This window comes from Pedobacter gandavensis, from assembly GCF_032678745.1.
Lineage (GTDB): Bacteria > Bacteroidota > Bacteroidia > Sphingobacteriales > Sphingobacteriaceae > Pedobacter > Pedobacter gandavensis_C.
The window spans coordinates 1-25,414 of the sequence record NZ_JAVTST010000005.1 but is presented as its reverse complement, the minus strand read 5'-3'; the positions used below and the strand labels follow the sequence as shown (position 1 = coordinate 25,414).

Annotated in this window: 20 protein-coding genes; 7 read left to right on the top strand and 13 right to left on the bottom strand. The window is 39.9% G+C overall.

Going from position 1 to position 25,414, the window contains the following annotated elements:
• Window positions 1–137: 137 nt before the first annotated feature.
• Complete coding sequence (locus R2S10_RS16370; RefSeq protein ID WP_316841501.1) at window positions 138–1,910, bottom strand: ABC transporter ATP-binding protein; 1,773 nt, start codon at window positions 1,908–1,910, stop codon at window positions 138–140.
• Between the two features lies 1 nt (window position 1,911).
• A complete protein-coding gene (gene truA / locus R2S10_RS16365; RefSeq protein ID WP_316841500.1) occupies window positions 1,912–2,679 on the bottom strand; it encodes a tRNA pseudouridine(38-40) synthase TruA in 768 nt (255 codons plus the stop codon).
• 84 nt (window positions 2,680–2,763) lie between these two features.
• Between truA and R2S10_RS16360 the strand changes: the two genes are divergently transcribed.
• A complete protein-coding gene (locus R2S10_RS16360) occupies window positions 2,764–3,222 on the top strand; it encodes a DUF4293 domain-containing protein (RefSeq protein ID WP_316841499.1) in 459 nt (152 codons plus the stop codon).
• A gap of 84 nt (window positions 3,223–3,306) precedes the next feature.
• Entirely contained in the window at window positions 3,307–5,220 is a 1,914-nt protein-coding gene (locus R2S10_RS16355; RefSeq protein WP_316841498.1) for a DEAD/DEAH box helicase, read from the top strand.
• 88 nt (window positions 5,221–5,308) lie between these two features.
• On the opposite strand, the gene R2S10_RS16350 is transcribed toward R2S10_RS16355, so the two are convergent.
• From R2S10_RS16350 to R2S10_RS16335, 4 genes are all read right to left on the bottom strand, one after another.
• Window positions 5,309–5,629, bottom strand: a complete 321-nt coding sequence (locus R2S10_RS16350; protein ID WP_316841497.1) for a hypothetical protein — start codon at window positions 5,627–5,629, stop codon at window positions 5,309–5,311.
• A 53-nt stretch (window positions 5,630–5,682) separates the two neighbouring features.
• A complete protein-coding gene (locus R2S10_RS16345; protein WP_316841496.1) occupies window positions 5,683–6,681 on the bottom strand; it encodes an NAD(P)H-dependent glycerol-3-phosphate dehydrogenase in 999 nt (332 codons plus the stop codon).
• Between the two features lie 75 nt (window positions 6,682–6,756).
• The gene (locus tag R2S10_RS16340; RefSeq protein ID WP_316841495.1) at window positions 6,757–8,106 is read right to left on the bottom strand and encodes an efflux RND transporter periplasmic adaptor subunit; all 1,350 of its coding nucleotides are present in this window, start codon (window positions 8,104–8,106) and stop codon (window positions 6,757–6,759) included.
• A 44-nt stretch (window positions 8,107–8,150) separates the two neighbouring features.
• Window positions 8,151–9,605, bottom strand: a complete 1,455-nt coding sequence (locus tag R2S10_RS16335) for a TolC family protein (RefSeq protein ID WP_316841494.1) — start codon at window positions 9,603–9,605, stop codon at window positions 8,151–8,153.
• Window positions 9,606–9,692: 87 nt separating this feature from the next.
• Between R2S10_RS16335 and R2S10_RS16330 the strand changes: the two genes are divergently transcribed.
• Entirely contained in the window at window positions 9,693–10,310 is a 618-nt protein-coding gene (locus R2S10_RS16330) for a polysaccharide deacetylase family protein (protein ID WP_316841493.1), read from the top strand.
• A gap of 275 nt (window positions 10,311–10,585) precedes the next feature.
• Complete coding sequence (locus R2S10_RS16325; RefSeq protein ID WP_316841492.1) at window positions 10,586–12,862, top strand: aconitate hydratase; 2,277 nt, start codon at window positions 10,586–10,588, stop codon at window positions 12,860–12,862.
• 62 nt (window positions 12,863–12,924) lie between these two features.
• Here the strand turns inward: R2S10_RS16325 and R2S10_RS16320 are convergent, their stop codons facing one another.
• Together R2S10_RS16320 and R2S10_RS16315 are read right to left on the bottom strand one after the other, a co-directional pair.
• Window positions 12,925–14,262: a GH1 family beta-glucosidase gene (locus R2S10_RS16320; protein ID WP_316841491.1), complete on the bottom strand. Its 1,338-nt coding sequence runs from the start codon at window positions 14,260–14,262 to the stop codon at window positions 12,925–12,927.
• A gap of 155 nt (window positions 14,263–14,417) precedes the next feature.
• On the bottom strand, window positions 14,418–16,232 hold the full coding sequence (locus tag R2S10_RS16315; RefSeq protein WP_316841490.1) for a MutS-related protein: 1,815 nt from the start codon (window positions 16,230–16,232) through the stop codon (window positions 14,418–14,420).
• A 206-nt stretch (window positions 16,233–16,438) separates the two neighbouring features.
• Here R2S10_RS16315 and rlmH point away from each other — a divergent pair, with 206 nt between their 5' ends.
• Complete coding sequence (gene rlmH / locus R2S10_RS16310; RefSeq protein WP_316841489.1) at window positions 16,439–16,912, top strand: 23S rRNA (pseudouridine(1915)-N(3))-methyltransferase RlmH; 474 nt, start codon at window positions 16,439–16,441, stop codon at window positions 16,910–16,912.
• A 324-nt stretch (window positions 16,913–17,236) separates the two neighbouring features.
• On the opposite strand, the gene R2S10_RS16305 is transcribed toward rlmH, so the two are convergent.
• Both R2S10_RS16305 and R2S10_RS16300 read right to left on the bottom strand, forming a co-directional pair.
• Window positions 17,237–17,776, bottom strand: coding sequence for a DUF5606 domain-containing protein (locus tag R2S10_RS16305; RefSeq protein WP_316841488.1), 540 nt, complete (start codon window positions 17,774–17,776; stop codon window positions 17,237–17,239).
• 26 nt (window positions 17,777–17,802) lie between these two features.
• Window positions 17,803–18,264: a peptidylprolyl isomerase gene (locus R2S10_RS16300; RefSeq protein ID WP_062550399.1), complete on the bottom strand. Its 462-nt coding sequence runs from the start codon at window positions 18,262–18,264 to the stop codon at window positions 17,803–17,805.
• Window positions 18,265–18,511: 247 nt separating this feature from the next.
• Between R2S10_RS16300 and R2S10_RS16295 the strand changes: the two genes are divergently transcribed.
• The gene (locus R2S10_RS16295) at window positions 18,512–19,693 is read left to right on the top strand and encodes an asparagine synthetase B (RefSeq protein ID WP_410478997.1); all 1,182 of its coding nucleotides are present in this window, start codon (window positions 18,512–18,514) and stop codon (window positions 19,691–19,693) included.
• Window positions 19,694–19,713: 20 nt separating this feature from the next.
• On the opposite strand, the gene R2S10_RS16290 is transcribed toward R2S10_RS16295, so the two are convergent.
• Genes R2S10_RS16290 through lpxK form a run of 3 tightly spaced genes read right to left on the bottom strand, consistent with a single transcriptional unit; the run spans window position 19,714 to window position 23,610 of the window.
• Window positions 19,714–21,762 (bottom strand): putative porin, encoded by a 2,049-nt coding sequence (locus tag R2S10_RS16290; RefSeq protein WP_316841486.1) that lies wholly within the window; start codon window positions 21,760–21,762, stop codon window positions 19,714–19,716.
• Complete coding sequence (locus R2S10_RS16285) at window positions 21,762–22,577, bottom strand: purine-nucleoside phosphorylase (protein ID WP_316841485.1); 816 nt, start codon at window positions 22,575–22,577, stop codon at window positions 21,762–21,764. The genes R2S10_RS16290 and R2S10_RS16285 overlap by 1 nt, the downstream gene beginning before the upstream one ends.
• On the bottom strand, window positions 22,549–23,610 hold the full coding sequence (gene lpxK / locus R2S10_RS16280; RefSeq protein WP_316841484.1) for a tetraacyldisaccharide 4'-kinase: 1,062 nt from the start codon (window positions 23,608–23,610) through the stop codon (window positions 22,549–22,551). The genes R2S10_RS16285 and lpxK overlap by 29 nt, the downstream gene beginning before the upstream one ends.
• 112 nt (window positions 23,611–23,722) lie before the next feature.
• On the opposite strand from lpxK, the gene pruA reads away from it, so the two are divergent.
• Complete coding sequence (gene pruA, locus R2S10_RS16275) at window positions 23,723–25,357, top strand: L-glutamate gamma-semialdehyde dehydrogenase (RefSeq protein WP_316841483.1); 1,635 nt, start codon at window positions 23,723–23,725, stop codon at window positions 25,355–25,357.
• The last annotated feature ends 57 nt before the right edge of the window (window positions 25,358–25,414 follow it).

Sequence of the window (25,414 nt, the reverse complement as noted above, 5' to 3'; positions counted from 1 at the left end):
AGGGGCAATCGACAGGCCTTGCTCAGGCTGTAAGCCTAGCAAACCCCTAGCAGAACACCAATACTAGCCCAGAGAGGCCCTCGTGCATTAGGCCTCTGCCACGCATCTATTTCGGCTTTACGCGATATCAATAACTGTTAAGCAGATACAATTCCGCCCGAATTGAACTGAAGATCATATAGCCGTTTATAATAGCCATCCAGTTTCAATAATTCCTGGTGCGTCCCAACCTCTTTAATCTCTCCTTTATCCAATACCAGAATCTGATCTGCTTTTTGAATGGTAGATAAACGGTGCGCAATCACAATAGAAGTTCTTCCTTTCATCAGGTTTTCTATGGCACGCTGGATCAACATTTCCGTCTCCGTATCTACAGAAGAGGTGGCCTCGTCCAGCACCAGAATAGATGGATTATAAACCAATGCGCGGATGAAAGAAATCAATTGTGCCTGTCCGGCAGAAAGTGTTGCACCACGCTCCATTACATTATACTGATAGCCACCTGGCAATCGCTCAATAAAATCATGGGCGCCTACCTTTTTAGCAGCATCAATCACTTCCTCCATTCCTATTTCAGGATTATTTAAGGTGATGTTGTTAAAGATCGTGTCGGAAAACAGGAACACATCCTGTAATACAGTGGCAATATTCCTTCTCAGGAAATCCAGTTTATACTCCTGAATCGGAACGCCGTCAATTTTAATCGCCCCTTTCTGAATCTCATAAAACCTATTCAGAATATTGATCGTAGAAGATTTACCGGCACCGGTGGCACCAACAAGGGCTATTGTTTTCCCGGCCTTTACTTCAAAAGAGATGTCTTTCAACACATAATTCTCATCGATATAGGCAAACCATACCTTTTCAAAAGAAATTGCTCCGGCCATCTTTGCAGGTGCATAGGTTCCTTTATCTTCAGTCACCTCATTCGTATCTAATACTTTGAATACTCTTTCCGCTCCTACCATTCCCATTTGCAGGGTATTGAATTTATCGGCAAGCTCCCTGATCGGGCGAAACAACATACTTATATATAGAATGAACTCGGCAATAGTTCCCGGAGTTACATCCATTGGCTTGGCCAGGATACTTTTAGAGCCATACCAAACCAACAAGCCCAGGGACATAGCAGAAATGATTTCCACTACCGGAAAAAATATAGAATAATACCAGTTAGAGCGGATATTGGCATCGCGATAACGGGCATTGATTTTGACAAACTTTTTGTATTCCTGCTGCTCTCTGGCGAAATACTGGATAATAGACACCCCGGAAATGTGTTCCTGTAAATATGTATTCAGGTTGGACACTTCAGTCCGAATCTCCTGAAAGGCAGATTTGATGGCTTTTTGAAAAACGGAAGTCGCAATCATCAATAGTGGCATCGGCAGCAATACCACAAAAGTAAGCGACCAATCCCTGTAAATCATCACGCCAATGATCACAATCACCATCAGGATATCACCAATAATCACAATTAATCCTTCGGAAAATATCTCTGCAATGGTTTCCAGATCGGAAACAGTACGGGTAATCAGTTGTCCAATTGGCGTATTGTCGAAGTATTTTAACCGCAGCTTGGTAATGTGATTGAACACATTGATCCTTAAATCACGGATGGCCGACTGCCCCAGCGTATTGGTGAGCAGCGTCTGACAAAACTGAATCCCTGCTTGCACGACCAACAGGACCAACATCAGGATGGTCATGTTCAGTAAACCGCTATACTCCCCTTTCATGATGTAATGATCCAGGGTATATTGGATTAAGAAAGGTCTGGCAGGCGCAATTAAGGCCAATAATATCGTCAGGATAATTGCCCAGATAAAGATACTGCGGTAAGGTTTTACATATTGAAAAACTCTTTTCAATAAGCCAACATTTAACGCATCACCAGTTATTTTAGACATATCAATAAGTTACATAAGGATAAACAACGTTTACAAGGTACAAACCACAGGCAGGAACGGATTGCCCCGCATTGCTTCTGCTTTTTTGCTCCATAATTTCCTGAAAATCATTTCGGGTAATTTCTTTCTTACCCACCCTGATTAAGGTACCCACTACTGCACGTACCATATTCCTTAGAAATCTATCCGCAGAAATGGTAAACTTCAATCCACCTTCTATTTCCTCAAAATAAGCGGCAGTCACCTTACAGTTGTTGGTAAAGGTTTGGGTATTGGATTTACTAAAACAGGAGAAGTCAGTATGCTCCAGAATCAGCTTTGCGGCTTCATTCATGGCAGGCACATCTAATTCCCCTTTAAACAACCAGGATCGATCCAATTTAAAAGGATCTTTATGAAAATGTAGGTAGTAGTTATAGGCTCTTTGGGTCGCATCGAAACGGGCATGTGCATCCGCAGCAACCGAAAAAACCCTTTTCACTGCAATCTGATAAGGCAATAAAGAGTTGATGCCGGCAATAGATCTTTCCACGTTGACTGATTTTTCCGGAAGGATTTCCAGGTCAAAATGTGCAAAAAACTCTGTCGCATGAACGCCTGCATCCGTACGGCCACAACCTAAAGAGGCAATCGGTTGGCGGAAATAAACGGACAATGCTTTGTCCAGACACTCCTGTACGGTTAAGGCATTGGGTTGGATCTGCCAACCATGAAATGCAGTCCCATTGTAGGACAATTCAATAAAATATCGTTGTATGTTCGGTTCCAATAGGGCAAATTTAATCTTTTGAATCAAGATATTGATTGGTTAGTATAGCCCTTTTAATATATTTGTTGAAATTATTGAACTGATATGATACAAAGAGTACAATCCATCTGGCTCCTGTTAGCGAGCATAACCATATTACTTTTATTGTTCGTCCCAATCGTAAGCAGCCAGTCTGCCGGCTCAGAATATTGGATCCTTGCCACCGGTTTATACAAAAAGACAAATGGTGTTGCCGGAAAAATTGAGTACTTCAAGCCATTATTTATGAATACGGTAGCGGTAGCGATGCTGTGTTTTGCGACGATATTCACTTTCAAAAAAAGAATCGGGCAAAAGCGTTTGATTATTTTTGCGATGATTTCGACACTTTTTTTGGGCTTCTGGATCTTTGATGCAGCACAAAATATACCCGGTGGAATCGCTTCAGTAAACCTTGGTATTGGCGCATTCCTTCCCCTTATCAGTCTAATATTTTGCGCATTAGCACTACGCGGAATCCGAAAAGATGAGCAATTATTGAGGTCCGCTGATAGGCTCCGATAATTAATTACCTCATTTTTATTTAGTTACGCAACCCTGAAATGCCAATAATTAACTGTATCTTTGCGGCTTAATTAATATATATACATGATAAACCCATTTAAATTATTGGGGATAAGTGATGACGTTGTTAATGCTGTAAAGGATTTAGGTTTCGAAAATCCAACACCTATTCAGGAACAAAGTATTCCTGTACTGTTAGAGGGCAATAACGATTTTGTTGGTTTGGCCCAAACAGGAACAGGGAAAACAGCCGCATTCGGCTTGCCGCTGTTAGAATTGATAGACTTTAAAAGCAATAAGCCTCAGGCATTGATTTTATGCCCTACGAGAGAGCTTTGCTTGCAGATTACTAATGACATCAAGAATTTCTCAAAAAACATCTCTGGTGCTAGTGTAGTTGCCGTTTACGGTGGCGCTAACATTATGCAACAGTTGCGTGAGATTAGAAACGGTGTACAAATTGTTGTGGCTACACCTGGTCGTATGTTGGACATTATTGGCAGAAAAGCTATTGATTTCACGAATGTGAAATACGTAGTTTTAGATGAAGCTGATGAGATGTTGAACATGGGTTTCCAGGAAGACATCAACGACATTTTGTCTACCACTCCTGACGACAAAAAAACTTGGTTATTCTCCGCTACTATGCCTCCTGAGGTTAGAAGAATAGCGAAAAACTACATGGACTCTCCAGTAGAGTTAACCATGGGTACCAAAAACACAGGTAACGTAAATATTGAGCATGAGTACTACATTGTACGTGCTAGAGATAAATACGCTGCTTTAAAACGTATCGTAGATTTTAACCCTGAGATCTTTGCGGTAGTATTCTGTAAAACCAAAATGGATACACAGGATGTTGCTGAGCACTTGATCAAAGATGGTTACAATGCGGATGCTTTACACGGAGATTTATCTCAACAACAACGTGATAAAGTAATGCAGCGTTTCCGTGAGCGTAACATGCAGTTGCTTATTGCTACTGACGTTGCAGCACGTGGTATTGACGTTCAGAACGTAACACACGTTGTGAATTATTCATTACCTGACGAAATTGAAAGTTATACCCACCGTTCTGGTCGTACTGGCCGTGCTGGTAAAACGGGTATTTCTATCTGTATCGTTAACTCTAAAGAACTTGGAAAAATCCGTCAGATTGAAAGAATCATTGGTAAACCATTTACCAAAGCTACTTTACCTACAGGTTTTGACGTTTGTGAGAAGCAATTATTTGCTTTGGTACACAAAGTTCACAATGTAGAAGTTAACGAATCTCAAATTGAGCAATACATCCCTAGAATTATGGATGAGTTTGCTGAATTGAGCAAAGAAGAAGTGATCAAACGTTTTGCATCTTTAGAGTTTAACCGCTTTTTAGAGTATTACAAAAACGCTCCTGATTTGAATTCTTCGGCTGATGATCGCGGTGAGAGAGGTGAACGTGGAGAACGCGGTGAAAGAGGTCCAAGAAACAGTGAAGGTTACACACGTTTATTTATCAACTTAGGTTCGGTAGATGACTTTACAAGAGGTGATTTATTATCTTTCGTATGTAACAACGGTAAAATCAGTGGAAAAAGCATTGGCAAAATCGACTTAAAAGGTGTGTATTCATTCTTTGAAGTAGAAGATGCAACTGTAGATTCTCTATTCAATAATTTCAAAGGTGTTGAATTCAACAACCGTGGTGTTAGAATTGAGAAAACTGCTGATGGAGACGGTGGCGGCGAACGTCGTGGTGGCGGTGAGCGTCGTGGCGGATTCGGTGGCGGCGGTGGCAGACGCGAAGGCGGAAGTTACGGTGGCGGCGGAAGAAGCGGCGGTGGCGATAGAAGAAGCAGTGGTGGTGGCGGCAGACGCGAAGGCGGAAGCGGTGGCGGTGGTTTCAGAGATTTCTCTGGAAGAAGTCGTGACGATCGTGGTGGAAGCGCTGGTGGTGCAGGCAGACGCGAAGGCGGAAGCGGTGCTGGTAGTGGCGACAGAAGACGTAGATCTTAATCCCATATCATACAGAAAAAGGGCGATTTCCATATGGAAATCGCCCTTTTTTATGGTCCAGATTTCTCAACCTGTATCCCTCATCCGATTAATTTTTCTTCTCAGGTCTGGTTTTAATCTGTGACTCTTTCAGATAAATCTTTGCTCCCTTTTTATTGATATAGTATTTCTTGTTTTTACCATTGATATACACGTCAGAGCCATCAGGCGCCATCTTTCCTTTATAAGTTTGATCAGCAACCTTAGCGGTGCCTTTAACAGCAACCTCAGCGGTTTTATTCCCTACCTTTTTGGCAGTTTTACTGATGGTCTGACCAACGGATTCTTTTTTCTCCTGGGCACTGGCATTAAAAGCGAATGCAGTAAAGCAGACCAATGCAAGTCCGGCAACTAAAATTTGTTTTCTCATAGCGCTATATTATTTTTTATGAACTGATAACAAGCGGTTTGTAGAATTGTTTTTTAATTGAGTTGCTCCGTCAATAAGCCCATTTCTGCCTGTGGAGAATGTTGCTCATAAAGAATCGCATATACTGCCCTGCTGATTGGCATATCCACTTTATATTTCAGGTTGATGTGGTGCATACATTTCACAGCATAGTAACCTTCAGCCACCATAGCCATTTCCAGCTGCGCTGATTTTACAGTATAGCCCTTCCCTACCATGTTGCCAAAAGTACGGTTCCTGCTAAACTGAGAATAAGCGGTAACAAGTAAGTCTCCCAGATAGGCAGACTCTTTAATATCACGGTCTATTGGATGAACGGCATCCACAAACCTTTTGATCTCTCTGATCGCATTCGAAATCAATACGGCCTGGAAGTTATCGCCGTAGCCTACCCCATGGCAAATACCACTGGCTACTGCATAGATATTTTTCAATACCGCAGCATATTCCGTTCCGTAGATGTCGTCAGAAACATTGGTTTTAATATATCTGTTGCGCAGTAATCCTGCAAAAAATGCGGATAACTCCTCATCTAAAGAAGCGATGGTTAGATAAGATAATTTTTCCAGTGCCACTTCTTCTGCATGACAAGGTCCGCTAATTACGACAATGTCTTTCAAAGGCACCTGGTATTTCTGTTGAAGGAACTCGCCAATGATCTGGTTCTCGTCAGGAACAATCCCTTTAATGGCAGAGATGATCTTCTTTCCCTTTAACAGTTCAGGTGTTACTTCTTTCAGCGTTTCTTTTAAAAACGCAGCAGGAACATTTAAAATGATGTAATCTGATTGCTGAATGATGCGTACAATGTCTTTTGAAATGTGTGCATCAGGAAGCCTGATTTCTACAGAACTCAGGTAATTTGGGTTGTGTTTATATTTTTGAAGGTGAGTAATCGCTTCTTCATTGCGCATCCACCAATAGATTTCTTTTGGTGTCTCATTATCTGAAAGCATTTTTACAATAGCAGTAGCCCAACTACCCCCACCAATCATTGCAACTTTAGGTATCATACAGTATTAAATAAAAAAAACCCGGTTATTGTTTTAACCGGGGCAATTTACTCATTTAAAAATGATTGATAAAGTTTACTTTTTGTCAGGGTTGACAAACAATTGATCTTTAGTAGTTTTCTCTACTTTCATTCCGTCTTTCAGTTTATTCTGAATTGCTGAGTATGGTCCTGATACCACTTCTTGTCCGGCTTTTAATCCGCTCTTGATAATGATATACTGATCATCCTGTATGCCTGTACTTACCGCTACTTTTTTCACCGTTCCGTTGTTGAATACGTAAACGAATTGTTTAACGGTTTTATCAGTTAATTTTGTTTTTTGCTTGTCTTTGTTTTCATCATTGCCACTGGTTTTCTCATCCTCTGCTTTCTTGCTCTCTGTAAATACAGATTGGATTGGAATCGCCAGGCCTTTCTCCGACTGACTTTCAATATCTACCGTTGCCGATAAACCTGGTCTGAATGGAGAAGGAAGGTCTTTAGCACCCCCTTTAACGCCTTCGTAAGAATCTGCAAGGATTCTGATTTTCACGACAAAGTTAGTCACCTGATCTACTGAAGTTGTAGTTGCTCCAATATCTTTAGAAGAACTCGCAATTTCCGTTACTATACCTTTGAATTTTTTATCTGCAAAAGCATCAACTTCAATCTTAGCACTATCGCCAACATTTACTCGGTTGATGTCGTTCTCATTTACATCTACGTTCACTTCCATAGTCGTCAGGTTCGAAATTCTCATGATTTCTGTTCCTGCCATTTGTGCCGTACCTAAAATACGGTCGCCCAATTCCACAGACAATTTAGAGATCACCCCATTAACTGGTGCGTAAATCGTTGCTTTTGCAAGGTTGGCATTCGCCTCCTGAACATTTGCACCAGATTGCTCCAACTGGAACTTTGCCGCAGTATAGTCTTCTTTAGATCTTGCAAGGTTTGTTTTTGCAGTCAGATAAGCTGCCTTAGCGGCATCAAACTCTGAAGCAGAAATTACTTTCTTTTTGAACAGCTCCACATTACGTTTGTAAGTGGCTTCTGCATTCACAAAATTACCTTCATTTTGTTTCATCACCTGCAAGGCCGAAGCCACACCTGCTTTTTGTGAGCTATAAGAAGCTACTGCTCTGTCATAACCCGATTTCAAAACATCCGGACGAACTTTAATCAACAACTGGCCTTTTTTAACCACATCGCCTTCTTTTACCAATAGCTCAGTTACCTCACCGGAAACCTCAGAACTTAATTTCACTTCGGTTTCAGGTTGCACCTTTCCACTGGCAGTTACCGTTTCTGTTACTGTACGTTCTCCAGCTTTTTCAATCGTCACTTTTTCAATCTTCTCACCACCAATAACGCCCGTAAGCTTTAAAATAACTACTATGGCAATAAGGATGCCCAGTGTAATGAGTATAGGTTTTAGTTTCATCTGTTTTTGTTTATATATTTATATCAATCGGGTCTTGTGATGGTTTAAAAAACGATCTGTTTACCCAGGTAGTAATCAATTACTTTAGCCCTGAATATTAAATCATATTTCGCTTGTATCATGTCTATCTCCGCTTTATTCATATTGGACTGCGAAGTGCTAAAATCTAAAGAATTTACCAATCCAACTGCATAACGTTGCTCAATCACATTAAATGCATCTTTTTGCGCCGTGTAGGTATTGGTGGTCGCGCTTAATCGGCCTTCTGCAGCTTTTAAATCGGCAACCGCCTGATAAATCACTTTATTTAGGTTGTTCTTCGCCAATTGTTCATCAGCTATACTTTGCAAATGGTTAATTTTTGCTTTTCTTACCGATGATCTTGCCTGGAAACCATTAAAGATGGGAACCTGAAGGCTAAAACCTACGTACTGACCAAAGTTATCACGAAGTTGATCGTTGAAATGATATTTTTCAGTGAGCGTTCTATATATAGGTGTGTTTACAATTGCACCGGTACCTTCCACAACACCTACTGGTACCATACCAATCACTTCAGAAGTACGTGTCGATTGTTGTCTGCCACTCGACCAGTTTGTATTTAAGCCTGCGCCAACTGACAAGGTCGGATAATAGCCTCCTTTAGCGATTTCAATACCTCTTTTTGCAGCCTCGGCACGTAAACTTGCCAATTTGATGTCAGGAAAAAGTTTCAATGAAGAATCATAAATCTCCTCGGCATTGCCATTTGCAGCGGCAGGCGCAATCAGGTTAGATAAGGGAGCCTGTACTTCATACTGAGTTGAAGAAGGAACATCCATCAACTGCGCCAGTGTAAGGTAAGAGATGCTCAACGCATTAACCGCATTCGTAACCGTCAAATCAGCAGTAGCCAATTGAGATTTTGCCTGAGAAAGATCTGCCAGCGTTTTATTTCCTACGTCTAATAACTGTTGTTCTCTATCCAACTGTTTTTTAGCTACTGTTTGTTGCTCTTTTGCAGCCTTTAAAAGGTCTTTGTTATAAAGAATCTGAAGGTAGCCCGTCACCACTTGCAGGATCAGGTCATTCTTGATTTTTTCTGTATTGGTCTTGCTTGCATTCAGTAAAAGCATATTTTGCTTGATCTGATTCATCTTCTGAAAACCTTGAAAGATATTGAATCCTGCAGAGATACCCCCATTCAACGAGGAGAACTGAGAGCTGTTAAAGGCATTGGTGGATGGATCTACACTCCTTCCGAAGTTTACATTATAACTGCTGTTTCCATTCAAAGTAGGCAGTAAAGCGTTCTTAGATTGCTTTAAATTTTCATCAGATAAGCCTTCGCTATACTTGGATTGCTTTACCTGAAGGTTGTTGTTCAAGGTTTTCTCAATCGCATCCTGGATGGTAATCACTTCTTGTGCGTCGGAGCTTTGCACAAAACCGGTAATCAATGCTAATGACAAAACTAAGCTGAGCTTGGGTAACGCATTAAAGCTGGTAAACTTTCTCATAATTTTAATTTCACAATAATAATATAAACAACTAACTGATTTTGCAAATTTCGCAGGTACAACAAGTGTATTTTACTACATTTGGACATGTATCTGGTTAAATCTCCGTTATTATTGAAATGGTATTACCCATCTCTGGTTTGGCACAAAACCCGCACTCAAAGTGTCATTTATTTAACCTTTGACGACGGACCCATACCGGATGTTACAGACTTCGTACTAAAAACTTTAAAAAGCTTTAATGCGAAAGCCACCTTTTTTTGTATCGGTGATAATATCCAAAAGCACCCCGCAATCTTCAATCAGTTGAAAGCGGATGGTCACGCCATCGGGAACCACACCTTTAACCATTTAAAGGGTTGGAAAACGGATGATGTGACTTACCTTGAAAATTTCAGGCAATGCCAGAAGCTTTGCAACACCAATCTGTTTCGCCCACCTTACGGCAGGATTAAAAAGTCGCAGATCAAAAGCCTTCGGGCGGAGTTCCCTGAGCTTCAGATCATCATGTGGGACGTACTAAGCGGCGATTTTGACACCCAGCTTGCCCCCGAAAAGTGCTACGAGAACGTGATTAAACATACCCGTAATGGCGCGATCATTGTTTTCCATGACAGCCTAAAGGCTTTCGATCGTTTAAAATATACTTTGCCACGCGCCTTACAATATTTCAGTGAAAAAGGCTATCAATTTGCCACCTTGTAAATTCCATACGACTATAAGCCAAGCTCAGGCCAAGATTAAAATTAGGAATATTTACCTGTTTATCTGCACCTTATCAAGGGATCCGATTATTTTGGTGTTCATTAATGAACAACGCTGTTCGTAAATGACCAGAATAACAATTGATCCCATCACTTTCCATTATTTAGAATATGTATAAATAATATAATGATCTGCATATGATGACCTGCACCTGTTTTTTTTCGTAAATTCGCTACAAATAATAAAAATACTTACCCTTTTAACACATATTATCAATGGCTTTTGATATAGAAATGATCAAAAAGGTGTATGCAAACTTTGGCCCCCGTGTAGAGGCGGCCCGTAAATTAGTAGGCAGACCTTTAACACTTTCAGAAAAAATTCTTTACACCCACCTTTGGGATGGTAATACAAATACTTCTTACGTAAGAGGTACTGATTATGTAGATTTTGCTCCTGACCGTGTGGCCATGCAAGATGCTACTGCACAAATGGCTTTATTGCAATTTATGCAAGCGGGAAGACCAAGAGTAGCTGTTCCATCAACAGTTCATTGCGATCACTTAATTACTGCAAAATATGGTGCTGAAGTAGATTTACCAGCAGCAAATACAGAAAGTAAAGAGGTTTTTGACTTTCTAGCTTCTGTTTCAAACAAATATGGTATTGGCTTCTGGAAACCAGGTGCAGGTATTATTCACCAGGTAGTATTAGAAAACTATGCTTTCCCAGGTGGTATGATGATCGGTACTGACTCTCACACTGTAAACGCAGGTGGTTTAGGTATGGTGGCGATTGGTGTTGGTGGTGCTGATGCTTGTGATGTAATGGCTGGCCTACCTTGGGAGCTTAAATTCCCTAAATTAATCGGTATCAAATTAACCGGTAAATTGAGTGGATGGGTTTCTGCAAAAGATGTAATCCTTAAAGTTGCAGGTATCCTTACTGTAAAAGGTGGTACCGGTGCAATTGTAGAATATTTTGGTGAAGGTGCCAACAGCATGAGCTGTACTGGTAAAGGAACCATCTGTAATATGGGTGCTGAAATTGGCGCAACTACCTCTACTTTCGGTTACGATGAGAGCATGGAGCGTTATTTACGTGCGACAAACAGAGCAGATGTTGCTGATGCAGCAAATGAAATTAAAGAACATTTAACAGGTGATGCAGAAGTTTATGCAGAGCCGGAAAAATATTTTGACCAGATCATTGAGATCAACTTATCAGATCTTGAGCCTTATTTGAACGGCCCTTTCACTCCGGATTTGGCTACGCCAATCTCTAAAATGAAAGAAGTAGCTGCAGCAAACGGATGGCCAATGAAAATTGATGTTGGTTTGATTGGTTCTTGTACGAACTCTTCTTATGAAGACATCTCTCGTGCAGTAAGTATCGCGAAACAAGTTGATGAAAAAGGTTTAACCGCAAAAGCTGAATATTGTATCAACCCAGGATCTGAGCAGATTCGTTTCACAATTCAACGTGATGGTTTCTTAGACGTATTCGAGAAAATCGGTGCTAAAGTATTTACAAACGCTTGCGGTCCATGTATCGGTATGTGGGACAGAGTTGGTGCTGACAAACAAGAGAAAAACACAATCGTTCACTCTTTCAACAGAAACTTTGCGAAACGTGCAGATGGTAACCCGAACACTTTTGCTTTTGTAGGTTCTCCTGAATTAGTAACTGCATTGGCTATCGCTGGTGATTTGAGCTTTAATCCATTAACTGATACCTTAACAAATGCTAATGGTGAGCAGGTAAAACTGGATCCGCCATCAGGATTCGAATTGCCTCCAAGAGGTTTTGATGTGGATGATGCAGGTTATCAGGAACCAGCTGCCGATGGTAGCGGTGTCGAAGTATTGGTTTCTCCAGCTTCTCACAGATTACAATTACTTGATCCATTCAAAGCTTGGGAAGGCACAGACCTTAAAGGCCTGAAATTATTGATCAAAGCAAAAGGTAAATGTACAACGGATCATATCTCTATGGCTGGTCCATGGTTGAAATTCCGTGGTCACTTAGATAATATTTCTAACAATATGTTGATCGGTGCAGTGAACTACTTCAACGAAAAAACAGATAATGTTAAGAATGAATTGACTGGCGAATATGGTCCTGTTCCTGCGACTCAACGTGCTTATAAAGCAGCAGGTATTGGCACTATCGTAGTTGGTGATGAAAACTATGGTGAAGGATCTAGTCGCGAACATGCGGCAATGGAACCTCGTCACTTAGGTGTTCGCGCGGTATTGGTGAAATCTTTTGCCCGTATCCATGAAACCAACCTGAAAAAACAAGGTATGCTTGGTTTGACATTTGCAAACAAAGAAGACTACGATAAAATTCAGGAAGATGATACTATTGATATCCTTGGCCTAACAACTTTCAGCCCTGATGTTCCATTAACATTGGTATTAAACCATAGTGATGGTACTAAAGAAGAGATCGTTGTTAACCATAGCTACAATGCTCAACAAATCGAATGGTTCAAAGCAGGTGGTGCATTAAACATCATCCGTAGAGAAGCAGCTGAGAAAAACGCATAGTCGGTTTTTAAAAGCTAATATAAAACGAACGGGCTGGCCATTTAAAATGATCAGTCCGTTTTTTAATGTGATAAAAATTCCTGCCACCAATAACCAGAATCTTTTATGGTACGGGTCTGTGTTTTAAAGTCGTTATGAACCAGACCAAACCGGGCATTAAAGCCTTCTGCCCATTCAAAGTTATCTAATAGCGTCCAGGCCATATACCCGGTAATGTTTAATCCTTCCCTTTTAGCTTTTAATAAAGCGGCAAGGTACTCTTGAAAATACGCTATTCGCCCCTGATCATGGACTGCTCCGTTCAATACCTTATCTGCATAAGCAGCCCCATTTTCGGTAATTATCAGATTTTTGACTTTAGGATAAGCTGCAAATTGCTTGATCACATTATAAAAGCCATTTCCATTCACCTCCCAGCCCATTGCAGTATAGGGCACTTTACGGCTTTTTGCTTTTACTTCCCAGGCTTGTATCACCGGAATAAAAGCATTGTATTTGACTGTGAGTGGAAAGTAGTTCTGGATACCGATAAAATCGAAGTCAAAGCTGAGCCGTTCAGTATGCCGCCAAGTAGAATGTTGAATGGAAAATTTCTCCATAACTTCCCAATCGGTACCAGGGTAGCCCATTCCAAGGGTAGGTTCAATAAATAAACGGTTCATGAGGCAATCTACGCGCTGCGCTGCCAATAAATCGGATTCACTTTGGGTATAGGGAATGACCTCACAACAAGAGAAACTAGTTCCTATGTTCGCCTTACTTACTTCTGCTCTTAATATTCGTCCTCCGTCTGCCTGCGCGATAGCTGCATGGTGTACCGCAGAAAAGAAATTTGTTAAACCGGTTTTCCCTGGCGCATGGATGCCCAGCATATAACCTAAAGAAGTAAAACCAAATGGTTCATTCAAGACGATCCAGTTTTTCACTTTATCTCCGTAATTTTTCGCACAGATAGAAACGAAAGCATTAAAGGCAGTATTGATGCCAAAGGCCGTCCAGCCTCCTTCCGCTTCCAATGCTTCCGGCAAATCCCAATGGTATAAGGTAATGTATGGTGTAATTCCTTGAATTAAACACTCATCAATTACATCATGGTAAAAGCGAATGCCCTCTTCATTCAGGATTCCGTCGCCATCCGGCAAAATCCTTGGCCAGGAAATAGAAAAACGAAACACCGAAAAACCGAGTAGTCTGACCAATGCAATATCCGTTTTATACTGGTGATAGAAATCACATGCAATGGCCGGAGAATGTCCTTTTTTGATCTTTCCTGAGCGAAGAGAAAAGGTATCCCATATAGAAGGGCCTTTGCCATATCCATCTGCAGCCCCTTCTATTTGAGCCGCAGCAGTGGCCACTCCCCAGGAAAAGTCGGTTCCAAAATCTGACGCTTTAATCATAGTTTTCCTTTAAGAGATCCGTATTTCAATTGAAATCAGTCAATTGAGATTCCTATTCGGTAGAAATTCCTATTGCAAAGTATAAACTATTGCATTGGATTTTCGTTTTTAATGGGAATCTCAGTTTCAATAAAGGCTAATATGAGGATAAGCTATTAATTTAACGTTAAGCCTATCTCCTTTAATAGTAAAGCCGCATTGAATGTGGTACAAGGGCCATGTTTTAATTTGTAGTCGAAGTTCATTTCACCTGCATTGATCTGAATGTCAAAATGATAGTTTCTAACTTTTTCCGGATAATCGGCAATCATCTCCGACAGCTGTAAGTCGTGGGTAGCAAATAAAGCTGGTGTTTGTTGTTCAATTAACTTTTCAATGAAAACTTTAGAGCCGAGGTATTTGTCTCGGCTATTCGTGCCCCTCAACATCTCATCAATTAATACCAACGAATTTGAACACATACCAATAGCATCAAGGATCATTTTTAACCGGTTCAGCTCGGCTTTAAAGGTAGAAGTCTGATCATTTAAGGAGTCTTTGATACGCATATATGAAAGCAGATGAAAAATAGACAGTGACATTTTTCCTGCACATACTGGCGCTCCGGCAAAAGCCAGCACCATATTGATACCTACTGTTCTTAGAAAAGTACTTTTTCCTGCCATATTAGAGCCTGTCACGATATCGACAGTAGGTTTTACTGTTAATTGAAAATCGTTTAACACACGCGTGCTTTGAGGGATCAGGGGATGTCCAAGTGCAGAAGCCGATAGGCTGAAATTATCCTGAAGCTCCGGATAAGTCCATTCAGGTTGATTATAGGCCACAGTTGAAAAGGAAATCAGTTCTTCAAATGCAGTTACACGGGCCAATCCAGCCATCACTGGCGTAGCATATTGACTGTGCCATTTGTTCAGATACATGCAGCATTTCAAATCCCATAAAAAGAATAAGTTCAAAAAAGTGCTGAGAATGACATTTAAACGCGCATCAAAGGCCTCAATAATCTTTGCCAGTTGTTTAATCTGGGCACTTACAGCTAGTCCATCTTCTTTTTCTGTAAATAGGTTTTTAATATATGCGCTGTTCCATTTTACTCCTTCCGTCCATTTGATGGTACCAGAAAAGGAAGTCAACAAGCCCGCACCACCAGTAAAACCATAATAAACCTGATTGATGTTTTTTAAATTCCAGAAGGTAAGTCCGGCATGGAAAACAGCATATAAAGCAAAAATCTCCCACATCGCTCCACCTACAATAATCGCTGTGGCCAATAATACCATAGACAAGTAAGGAACAATTTTCACATAGAATTTAAGTCCTGCTTTATTGGTAAATCGCAATTGTTCTGGCAAATCATACATTAATTTCCGTTCAATTACCCGCAACTGTTGAGGCTGATGATTTTGAAGTTCGGCCCTGAAATGGAAGGTCTGATCAATATGAGTAGTCAGTTCTTTTATCGCTTCCTGACGCGCCAATATAGTGGCTTTATCATTTGGTCTACCCAGATTTTCCGCCAATAAATCCATCCCTCTTTCTGTTTTACAGCGGTTGGTAAAAGCATACAAAGAGCCTGAACCATAAATATCCAGATCTGAAGCATAAGGATGTTGCTCGTCCTGATAATGGTCCCCATGATCATAACCATTCTTTCCTGTTCCCAGCTGATTGGCTTCATTCTGATATACCCATAACAGCTGCCCGGCATAAGTCAATTCTTCCTGAACGGCACTTTGTTTCTTAACCAACAGCAAAAACAAAACAAAAGGAACCACTAGTAAGCCTGTCAACACAGGGTTAAAACCTAGATTGATGATCGCCGCAATGATCAGAATTTCTGCGACAAACAGCCCTAATCTGGAAAAAGAGATGTTGTTGAGTTTCTTTTTAAGGCCGGAAATTCGTGTTTCCTGAGCCGCAATGTTATTTTGGTAGTCCTTTAAAATACTATCTTTTGTTTTTACCATTATCTTTGGATGTTCTCTAATTGGATAAATATAGGGATTAGAACTATACACAAGGAAGGCAGGAGCAGTTTAACGCTCATAATGGCAATATTAAGCCGGTTTAACTGCAATAAATAGAACAAATTACAATTTCATGAACCGAGTATCTATTCTGAAAGTCAAGATCGGATCGATCAGATTTATGAAGATTAAACAATGTTAAGCGAATGAAAATCACATTACTGGTTGTAGGAAAAACCGAAGATAAATACCTTATTGAAGGAATTGAGAAGTATTTGAAAAGATTGAAGCATTACATCGGCTTCAACTTACTGGTCATTCCCGATGTAAAAAACACAAAGAACCTAACAGAAGCACAACAGAAAAGTAAAGAAGCAGAGTTGATTCTGAAACAAGTGAGTAACCTGGATACCGTGATTCTAATGGATGAGAAAGGAAAAAAATACACCTCAATTCAATTCTCCAATTACCTGAACAAACAAATGATTGGTAGTGTACAACACCTGATTTTCATCATTGGTGGTCCTTATGGCTTTGATGAAAGTGTATACCAAAGAGCTAATGGTAGTATGTCACTATCAGACATGACCTTTTCTCACCAAATGGTTCGTCTGTTCTTCGTAGAACAATTGTACCGTGCTTTTAGCATCTTAAAGGGAGAACCTTACCACCACGAATAGTGTGATCCTGCTTATGGAAAACCAGGATATTCATCATCATTTATAAAAAAGGATTTATTATGCAATTGCCCAGTGATTTCAAAAGAAAGTATAAATATAAAAGTAACCCTAGAAAAGACCGCATGAATTATATCATCGCTATTATCATTTCTATAGCCGCGTTTCTGCTGATCTGGTTTTACTTGTAAGCTGGATTGGAGAGACTTGTAGGCTTTAACTGATAAGGCAAATCAATTTTCAAACCCTCAGGAATACACTAAAAAATAAAAGCCGGATCTGTTAAAGATCCGGCTTTCTTATAACCTATTTCGTTCAGTATAATGACTAAACGCCTTTTTTGCTTGTCATGCTAGCTTTTTTAGCCGGCTGAGTAGCTTTACTAGGTGCTTTTGTATTAGATGGCTTCGGACTGGCTTTCACCTTTTTCTCTGCTTTATCTTCAATTTTAACACCATCCTGGTCTACTACTGCCTCAGGAGCCGCTTCACTGAAAAGTGGAAGTTCCTTTAACAAGTGGTACCAAGAAACAATTTTCTTCATATCAGAAGTATAAACTTTCTCCTGGTCATGACCTGGAGCTACTTCTAAAAAGAAAGCTTTCAAATCTTTTGCATCAGCTTTTGCATCAGGAACATTTCCTTTAGCAGCAACGATATTTGCAAAAACATCTAATAACTTCAAATCGTCATCTTCGCCGTATACGGTAATATCTTCTAATGACGCAAGTTTAGTTGTAGTAATGTTAGCTACAATCTTAACTTTTTGAGCATCCAGACTTTCTAAAACGTATCCGCCTTTATTTTGTCCTACCAGCTTAAATAGACCTGGTCTTCCAGATACTGCAACGATTCCTCTTAAATTCATAATATTTTGTTTTTGAGAAGTAAGAACTAGTCTTCAATTACTTCTATCCCTATAATCTTATCTCCTTGTTTGATATCGTCAACAATATCAACATTTTCTATAACTTTTCCGAAACAAGTGTGTACTCTGTCTAAATGAGCAGTATTGTCTCTGCTGTGACATACAAAGAATTGTGAACCACCAGTATTTCTACCAGCATGTGCCATAGACAATACACCACGATCATGGTATTGATTTTCACCAGTTAACTCACAATCAATTTTGTAACCTGGGCCACCAGTACCTGCTAAATGTGCTTTAGACGGGTCTTTAGAGTTTGGACATCCACCTTGAATTACGAAATTAGGAATTACCCTGTGAAAAGTAACGCCATCATAGAATCCTTCTGAAGCTAATTTCTTAAAGTTAGCAACGGCATTAGGTGCATCCTGATCATAAAACTGAACAGTCATGTTACCTTTATCTGTTTTTATTATTGCTTTGCTCATGATAATTTTTTGTAAATGCCAAATTTAGTAAATTGAAATGACTCCTGAATATTAATTACTGGTAAAAAAGCCAGGGATACTGATTATCGCCTATAAACGTTTATTCAGTACAATAATTTTATTATAGGTTCAAAAAAATTACATTCGCATATACCCTGATAAAAGTATGTCCTTAAGAAAAATATACCTGCTGTTATGTTTAATGGTTTTTAGCCTCGGCTTAAAAGCCTCTTCTATCCTTGTTTTTATGGATGAAGATCAAAAGAATCATCTAAAAGCATATGGAATTGCCTATTGGAGCATTCAGCAAAAGGCTGAAGTGAGTTGGTTACTGAATTATCGTGGAGGCAGCTTTCTGCTGCAATACCATAAAAATATTGAGGATGAATGTAAGACCCGTGGGGTTTCTTATCAGATACTGCCAGATGGAAAGGTGACAGCGATCCTCAATGAGATTAGTGATCCGGAAGTCAATATGGAGATGGTAAAGCTAGAGAAATCACCCAAAATCGCAGTGTATTCGCCAAAAAGCAAGCTTCCATGGGATGATGCGGTAACGATGGTGCTGCGCTATGCCGAGATCCCTTATGATGTAGTTTACGATGATGAAGTATTAAAAGATAAACTTTCGGGGTATGATTGGCTGCATTTGCACCATGAAGATTTTACCGGGCAATATGGTCGTTTTTGGAGTGCTTTCCGCAATGCGGGCTGGTATCGGGAAGATGTTAAAACTCAGGAAGCTACTGCAAAAAGAAATGGCTTTACTAAAGTATCAGAAATGAAGCTCGCTGTAGCCAAAAGAATAAAGGAATTTTGTGCCGGAGGTGGATTTCTATTCGCCATGTGCTCTGCAACAGACAGTTATGATATTGCATTAAGTGCTGAAGGGGTCGACATCTGTGAAAGTATGTTTGATGGAGATAGCGCAGATCCCCAGGCACAGTCAAAATTAGACTACAAAAAGACTTTTGCATTCAAAGATTTCAAACTGGATAATAATCCCAATAATTATGAGTTCTCGGATATTGATGTTACCCAAACCAGAGCATTAATCCAAACCAACGATTTTTTTACACTATTCGATTTCTCCGCAAAATGGGATCTTGTACCGACTATGCTCAGTCAAAATCATGAAAAGGTAATCAAAGGATTTATGGGGCAAACCACTGCATTCCGTAAATCGTTAGTGAAGCCAAATATTACTGTATTGGGAGAAAACAAGGGCTCGGAAGAAGTAAGGTATCTGAATGGGGAAATTGGCAAGGGACAGTTTACCTTTTATGGTGGTCATGATCCGGAGGATTACCAGCATGCGGTAGGTGATCCGCCTACAGACCTGAATCTACATCCCAATTCACCTGGCTATAGACTCATTCTGAACAATGTATTGTTTCCTGCGGCTAAGAAGAAACCGCAGAAAACATAAGCAGTGATTTGGATAGTGGATTAATCGTAGAAACTCCAGCTAACTCCAAACTTCAGCAATACTCTATCCATCATAGGATAACGATTTACTGAGTAGTATCCGTTCGATAATAATCCTTGGTTGGCATAATCCGTCTTTACGAAAACATTGGCCTTTCTTAAACTGGCTTTCACCCAAACATCCAGAATTGGTGTAGAGTCGAAAGTTGTAGCCTGTCCTACGTAAAATTGTCCTGCAGGGGCAGAATAAGAATAGTTTTTATATGGAGTATTATAACGGATATCAAATCCGACATTTGTTTTTAAGGCTTTAAAGAAGGTATGGTCTAGAAATACGCTTGCAAATGCATACAACTCTGGTGTTCTCAAAATATTCGGCTGGTCTGTCTTTTGGTAAACCAGGTAACTATCAAAGTTAAACTTCCCGAATTTCAGTTTTTTCCCTACCGTAATCTTTAACAGATTTAGACTACCAAGTTGTGCTGGAACAATCCTATTCGCATTCTTTGCATAAAAAGCACTATCGAGTGCAACTCCCTCACCTGGAGCGGGTGTTGTGAAATAAAGATAATCCGAAATTCTAAAATACTCTGCTCCGGCTTCAAAATTCAGTTGATCATTCACATATTTAAAGGAAAGATTAACCGTTTTGGTTCGATTAAAATCTGTTCTTCTCCAATTGTAATGGTTTCCAAAGTAGCGGATATAAATTTCTTCGGGAGACTTATTCTGAAAAAAACCACCCAAAACAATTCTGCCTACCGATTTACTCAATAAGAGATTACTTTTTGCTTCATAGAGAAAATCCCCGATATTCCTCCCCTGGAATATTTGTTGTACATCTACATTCAAGTCGATACGATTACTAAACCGGTACCCCGCAGAACCTAATAGGGTAATGTTCTGAAAAGTTGAACTATAATCGTAATAGGTTTCTGTCTTACCTGGATAATACACCCCTTGATGGTACTTATAGAAGTCATGTCTAATTCCGGCATCTAATTTTAGCTCATTTTTAATGATAGAATTGCCCTTTCCACGAAGGAAGAAACTGTACATAAATTCATTCTGCACATTCATGTATCGAGTACTATCGTAGGTGAACGAAAGATCTGCTACCCCAGGAGGAATAGCCGTATGATCATCCAAAGAGGTTTTATGAAAAGTATAAGCGTTGGTATTGTATTTAAAAGTATAAGCTATTTTATTGGTAGGTAGAATCTTATCTGAGATTTCCTGAGCCAGACTATCGATCCTTCCTACAAAATAGGTTTGTTTGATCATGAAAGAATTTGAGCGATAAATATGTCCTGCGTCTGTCAATCGAACTTCTTCAGATAAATGATCTAAACCAAAAGAATTGTTATTCTTTCCGTAGATATTATCATTATAAATAGATCCGTTCTCGCGTGCTTTCAACGTGTTGAAAATCGCAGCAACCCACAAGTTATACCTTTTATTTGGACTTTGATACCAGTTAAAAATATCCGCATTTAAATGATCTCCCCTTTGTCTTGGGTAATAACCATTAGCACCAATTCTATTATAATTCGCACCTATGTTCCAATTTCTTTTAATATTCTGAGAATGGGTAACCTTGAATATTGCCTCAGTTTCACCGGCAGAGATGAAGTAAAGATTGGTAAATGGAGTTCTAGCTTGATAGTATTTGATATCATCCTGACCAATAGCGTAAAAATCCAGGGAATGAAATCCGGCATCAAACCCAATGGTTTTTGAAGGTTCAAACAACATCGGCATTGCCGCCAAACCTAAATTTCCTGTACCTACGGTTGGTCTTCTTGGCTGCGCAATCATGCTGAAGTTGTGAAAACCAGCTAATGTGGTATCCAGTGGCAAGGTTTGAATACTGTCTTTGGTCAGCTTCAAGGTAGTATACCTGATAAAACGGGAAGTAAAAATGACAGAGTCCAGCCCTGATTCTTCTTTCTTCCTTAAGGAGTCCAGTAATTTATTGTCATTTACCGTCGTCTTTAAATCCTGGGCAAACAACTGCCCACTCCCTATAAGGAAAAAGCAAAAAACAAATAAAGCAATGCTTTTATACATTATAAAGTAGAGATTAGTTGGCTCAGTATTTTTGTCATTCTTGGTTCTGCAATTCTTGCAGTTTCAATAATTTCTTCCAGGCTCACAGGTTGTAACTCCTCTGGAAAGCCTTCATCAGTTAATACAGAAATGGCAAATACAGGGATACTCATATGGTTGGCTACAATCACCTCAGGCACAGTACTCATCCCTACTGCATCGCCGCCGATGATACGTAAATATCTATATTCTGCTTTAGTTTCCAGATTTGGTCCGGTTACGGCAACATATACTCCCTGATGACAAACGATATCATTGTCTTTTGCAATCTGCAAAGCAGTCTTGATTAACAATTGTTGGTAGGGCTGACTCATATCAGGAAAGCGAGGCCCCATATCAGCATCATTTCTTCCACGAAGTGGGCTTTCTGGTTGTAAATTAATATGATCATTTATAATCATTAAATCCCCTTTCTTAAAGTCGGGATTTAGTGATCCTGCAGCATTGGACACGAAAAGATGCGCAATTCCTAAGGCTTTCATTACACGGATTGGGAAAGTAATCTGCTGCATGCTATATCCTTCATAATAATGTAATCTACCTTGCATGGCCACCACTTTTTTACCGTTTAGTGTACCAAAAATCAGTTTACCAGAATGAAACTCCAGAGTAGAAATCGGGAAATTCGGGATATTGGAATACATCAATTGATGTGCGACTTCTATTTCACCCACCAGTCCACCAAGACCAGTTCCTAAAACGATGCCAATTTCTGGTTGGAAATCATTCGTTTTACGTTTTAGATATTCAACGGTTTCGTGTATGACTTGAAACATAAGCTATAATTTTTTGATCAAATATAATTTTATCTTTTGCGCTTAGCCCTATTTTGACGGGCAAATAAAAGATTGGTAAATTTAACAGTAATTCTTTTAAAGTTCCATCTAATAAACGTTGCGCATCCTTTTCTGTTGTGATGATGATTTTTTCTATACCAGGCGCACTTTTAAAGGCATTAACCAGGTCTCTGACATTTTGAATTGTAAAACGGTAATGATCGGGATAATCATGATGTTGAATATTAGCACTATACTGCCCTAAATACTGCAGTAATGGCTTTGGATTGGCAATTCCAGTAAGTAAAAACACTGTTGTACGCTCTGTAATTGAGTTGCATGAACGGCTTTCTCCCGAAGTTAAGTGCAGCAGATCCTGATAGGATAGGGAAGAAAAAACAGTCTGCTTTTGCCATTTATTTTCAAATTTATTTAAGCATTTAACTGCCTGTTCGGCTTTGATCACTTCCGGCGATTTGGTGATCAGTATCGATTCTGCTCTTTTATATCCGGAAAAACTTTCCCTCAAATTTCCCGCAGGCAAGAGGAATTGCGGATTCAATAACTTTTCAAATTCAAATAAGAGGATGTAATAACCCGCACGAATGGCGCGATGTTGGTAAGCGTCATCCAAAATAATCAGATCATGATCTTCCTGTAGGCGTGTTGCCCCAAGTACCCGATCTTCACAAACAGCTACGGTAACCTGTGGAAATTTTCGGTAAAACTGCATTGGTTCATCTCCTATCGTCTCGGCACTTGCCTGATCATCCGCTAGAATAAAACCTTTGGTCTTACGGCCATAACCTCGGCTTAATATGGCAATTTTGCGGTCTGGAAAAAGACGCACCAAATATTCTGTCACCGGACTTTTACCGGAGCCACCAACTACTAAATTTCCGACGCAAATTACTGGGATATCAAAGCCAGTGGCTTTAAATATACCTGTATCATAGAGCTTGTTTCTCACAAAAACTACGATGCCGTATAGGATGGAAAAAGGAAATAACAGGTAGCGTAAGTATTTTATCATGCTGTGCCTCAAAAATAAGAATTATAGCGCGTAATGCATGAAGTTTATACATATTGAGGGCTACCGGGCAACAAAATAAAAGGCTATCTTTGTACAAACAATATTTTATATCATGCTTAAAGGATTTTTTAACGTACCAACTCCGGTTAACGAGCCTATTTTAGGTTACGCCCCGGGAAGTAAAGAACGTGAACTTTTGAAGGCCGCAATTGCCGAAGCCCGCTCTAAAAAAATTGACATCCCGATGTACATTAACGGAGAGGAAGTTCATACTGAAAATAAAGGAACTGCGACTCCTCCGCACGATCATCAGCACATTCTTGCTGAATACAGCAAAGGAACAAAAGAACATGTGAGTCAAGCTATTGATGCTGCTCTGGCAGCAAAATCAAAATGGGAAAATTTAGCATGGGAACACCGTGCAGCAATCTTCCTGAAAGCAGCTGATCTTATTGCAGGTCCATACCGCTATAAATTAAACGCAGCAACAATGCTGGGTCAATCAAAAAATGCTTACCAGGCAGAGATTGATGCCGCTTGTGAGCTGATCGACTTCCTTCGTTTTAACGTAAGTTATATGTCGGAAATCTATAAACAACAACCTCCGGTTTCTCCTAAAGGATCATGGAATAGAGTAGAACAACGCCCATTAGAAGGTTTTGTATTTGCTTTGACACCATTTAACTTTACTGCTATCGCTGGTAACCTACCAACTTCAGCAGCAATGATGGGGAACGTAATCGTTTGGAAACCTGCAAATACACAGATCTATTCTGCAAATGTATTGATGCAGATTTTCAAAGAAGCTGGTTTACCTGATGGTGTAATTAATCTGGTATATGTTTCCGGACCGGAAGCAGGTGAAGTGATCTTTAATCACCCTGATTTCGCTGGTATCCACTTTACTGGATCTACAGGCGTGTTCCAGGATATCTGGAAAACGATCGGAAATAACATCCATAAATTCAAAACTTACCCTCGTATTGTTGGAGAAACAGGTGGTAAAGACTTTATCCTTGTTCATGGTTCCGCAGAAGCAGAATCTTCCAGCACAGCGATTATCCGTGGTGCATTCGAATACCAGGGACAAAAATGTTCTGCTGCCTCACGTGTTTACGTAGCAAAGAGCATCTGGCCTAAGGTAAAAGAATATATGCTCCGCGATCTTGCTCAGTTCAAAATGGGCGGAACTGAAGATTTCGGTAACTTTATCAATGCGGTAATTGACGGAAACTCTTTCGACAAATTAGCTAAATACATTGACGAAGCTAAAAAAGACAGCAGTGTAGAAATTATTGCCGGCGGTAACTACGACAAATCTAAAGGATACTTTATTGAACCTACGGTATTGGTAGTTCAAGATCCTAAGTACGTGACTATGTGCGAAGAATTATTCGGTCCCGTATTAACCTTATTTGTGTATGATGATGATAAATTCGATGAGATTTTAGACATTGTTGACAGCACTTCTATCTACGCCTTAACAGGTGCCGTAATTGCTCAGGATCGTTATGCGATTGAAAAAGCAACTCAACGTTTGAGAAATGCAGCTGGTAACTTCTACATAAATGATAAATGTACAGGTGCTGTTGTTGGACAACAGCCATTTGGTGGTGCCAGAGGTTCCGGTACTAACGATAAAGCAGGTTCAATGATCAATCTTTTACGTTGGGTTTCTCCACGTACGATCAAAGAAACTTTTGATCCACCTAAAGATTTCCGTTACCCATTTTTGTCAAACGACTAAGACTTCTTTTAGTCAAGGATTGATCTGATAGGTCAGTCTTAAATGAAAAAGCGGAGG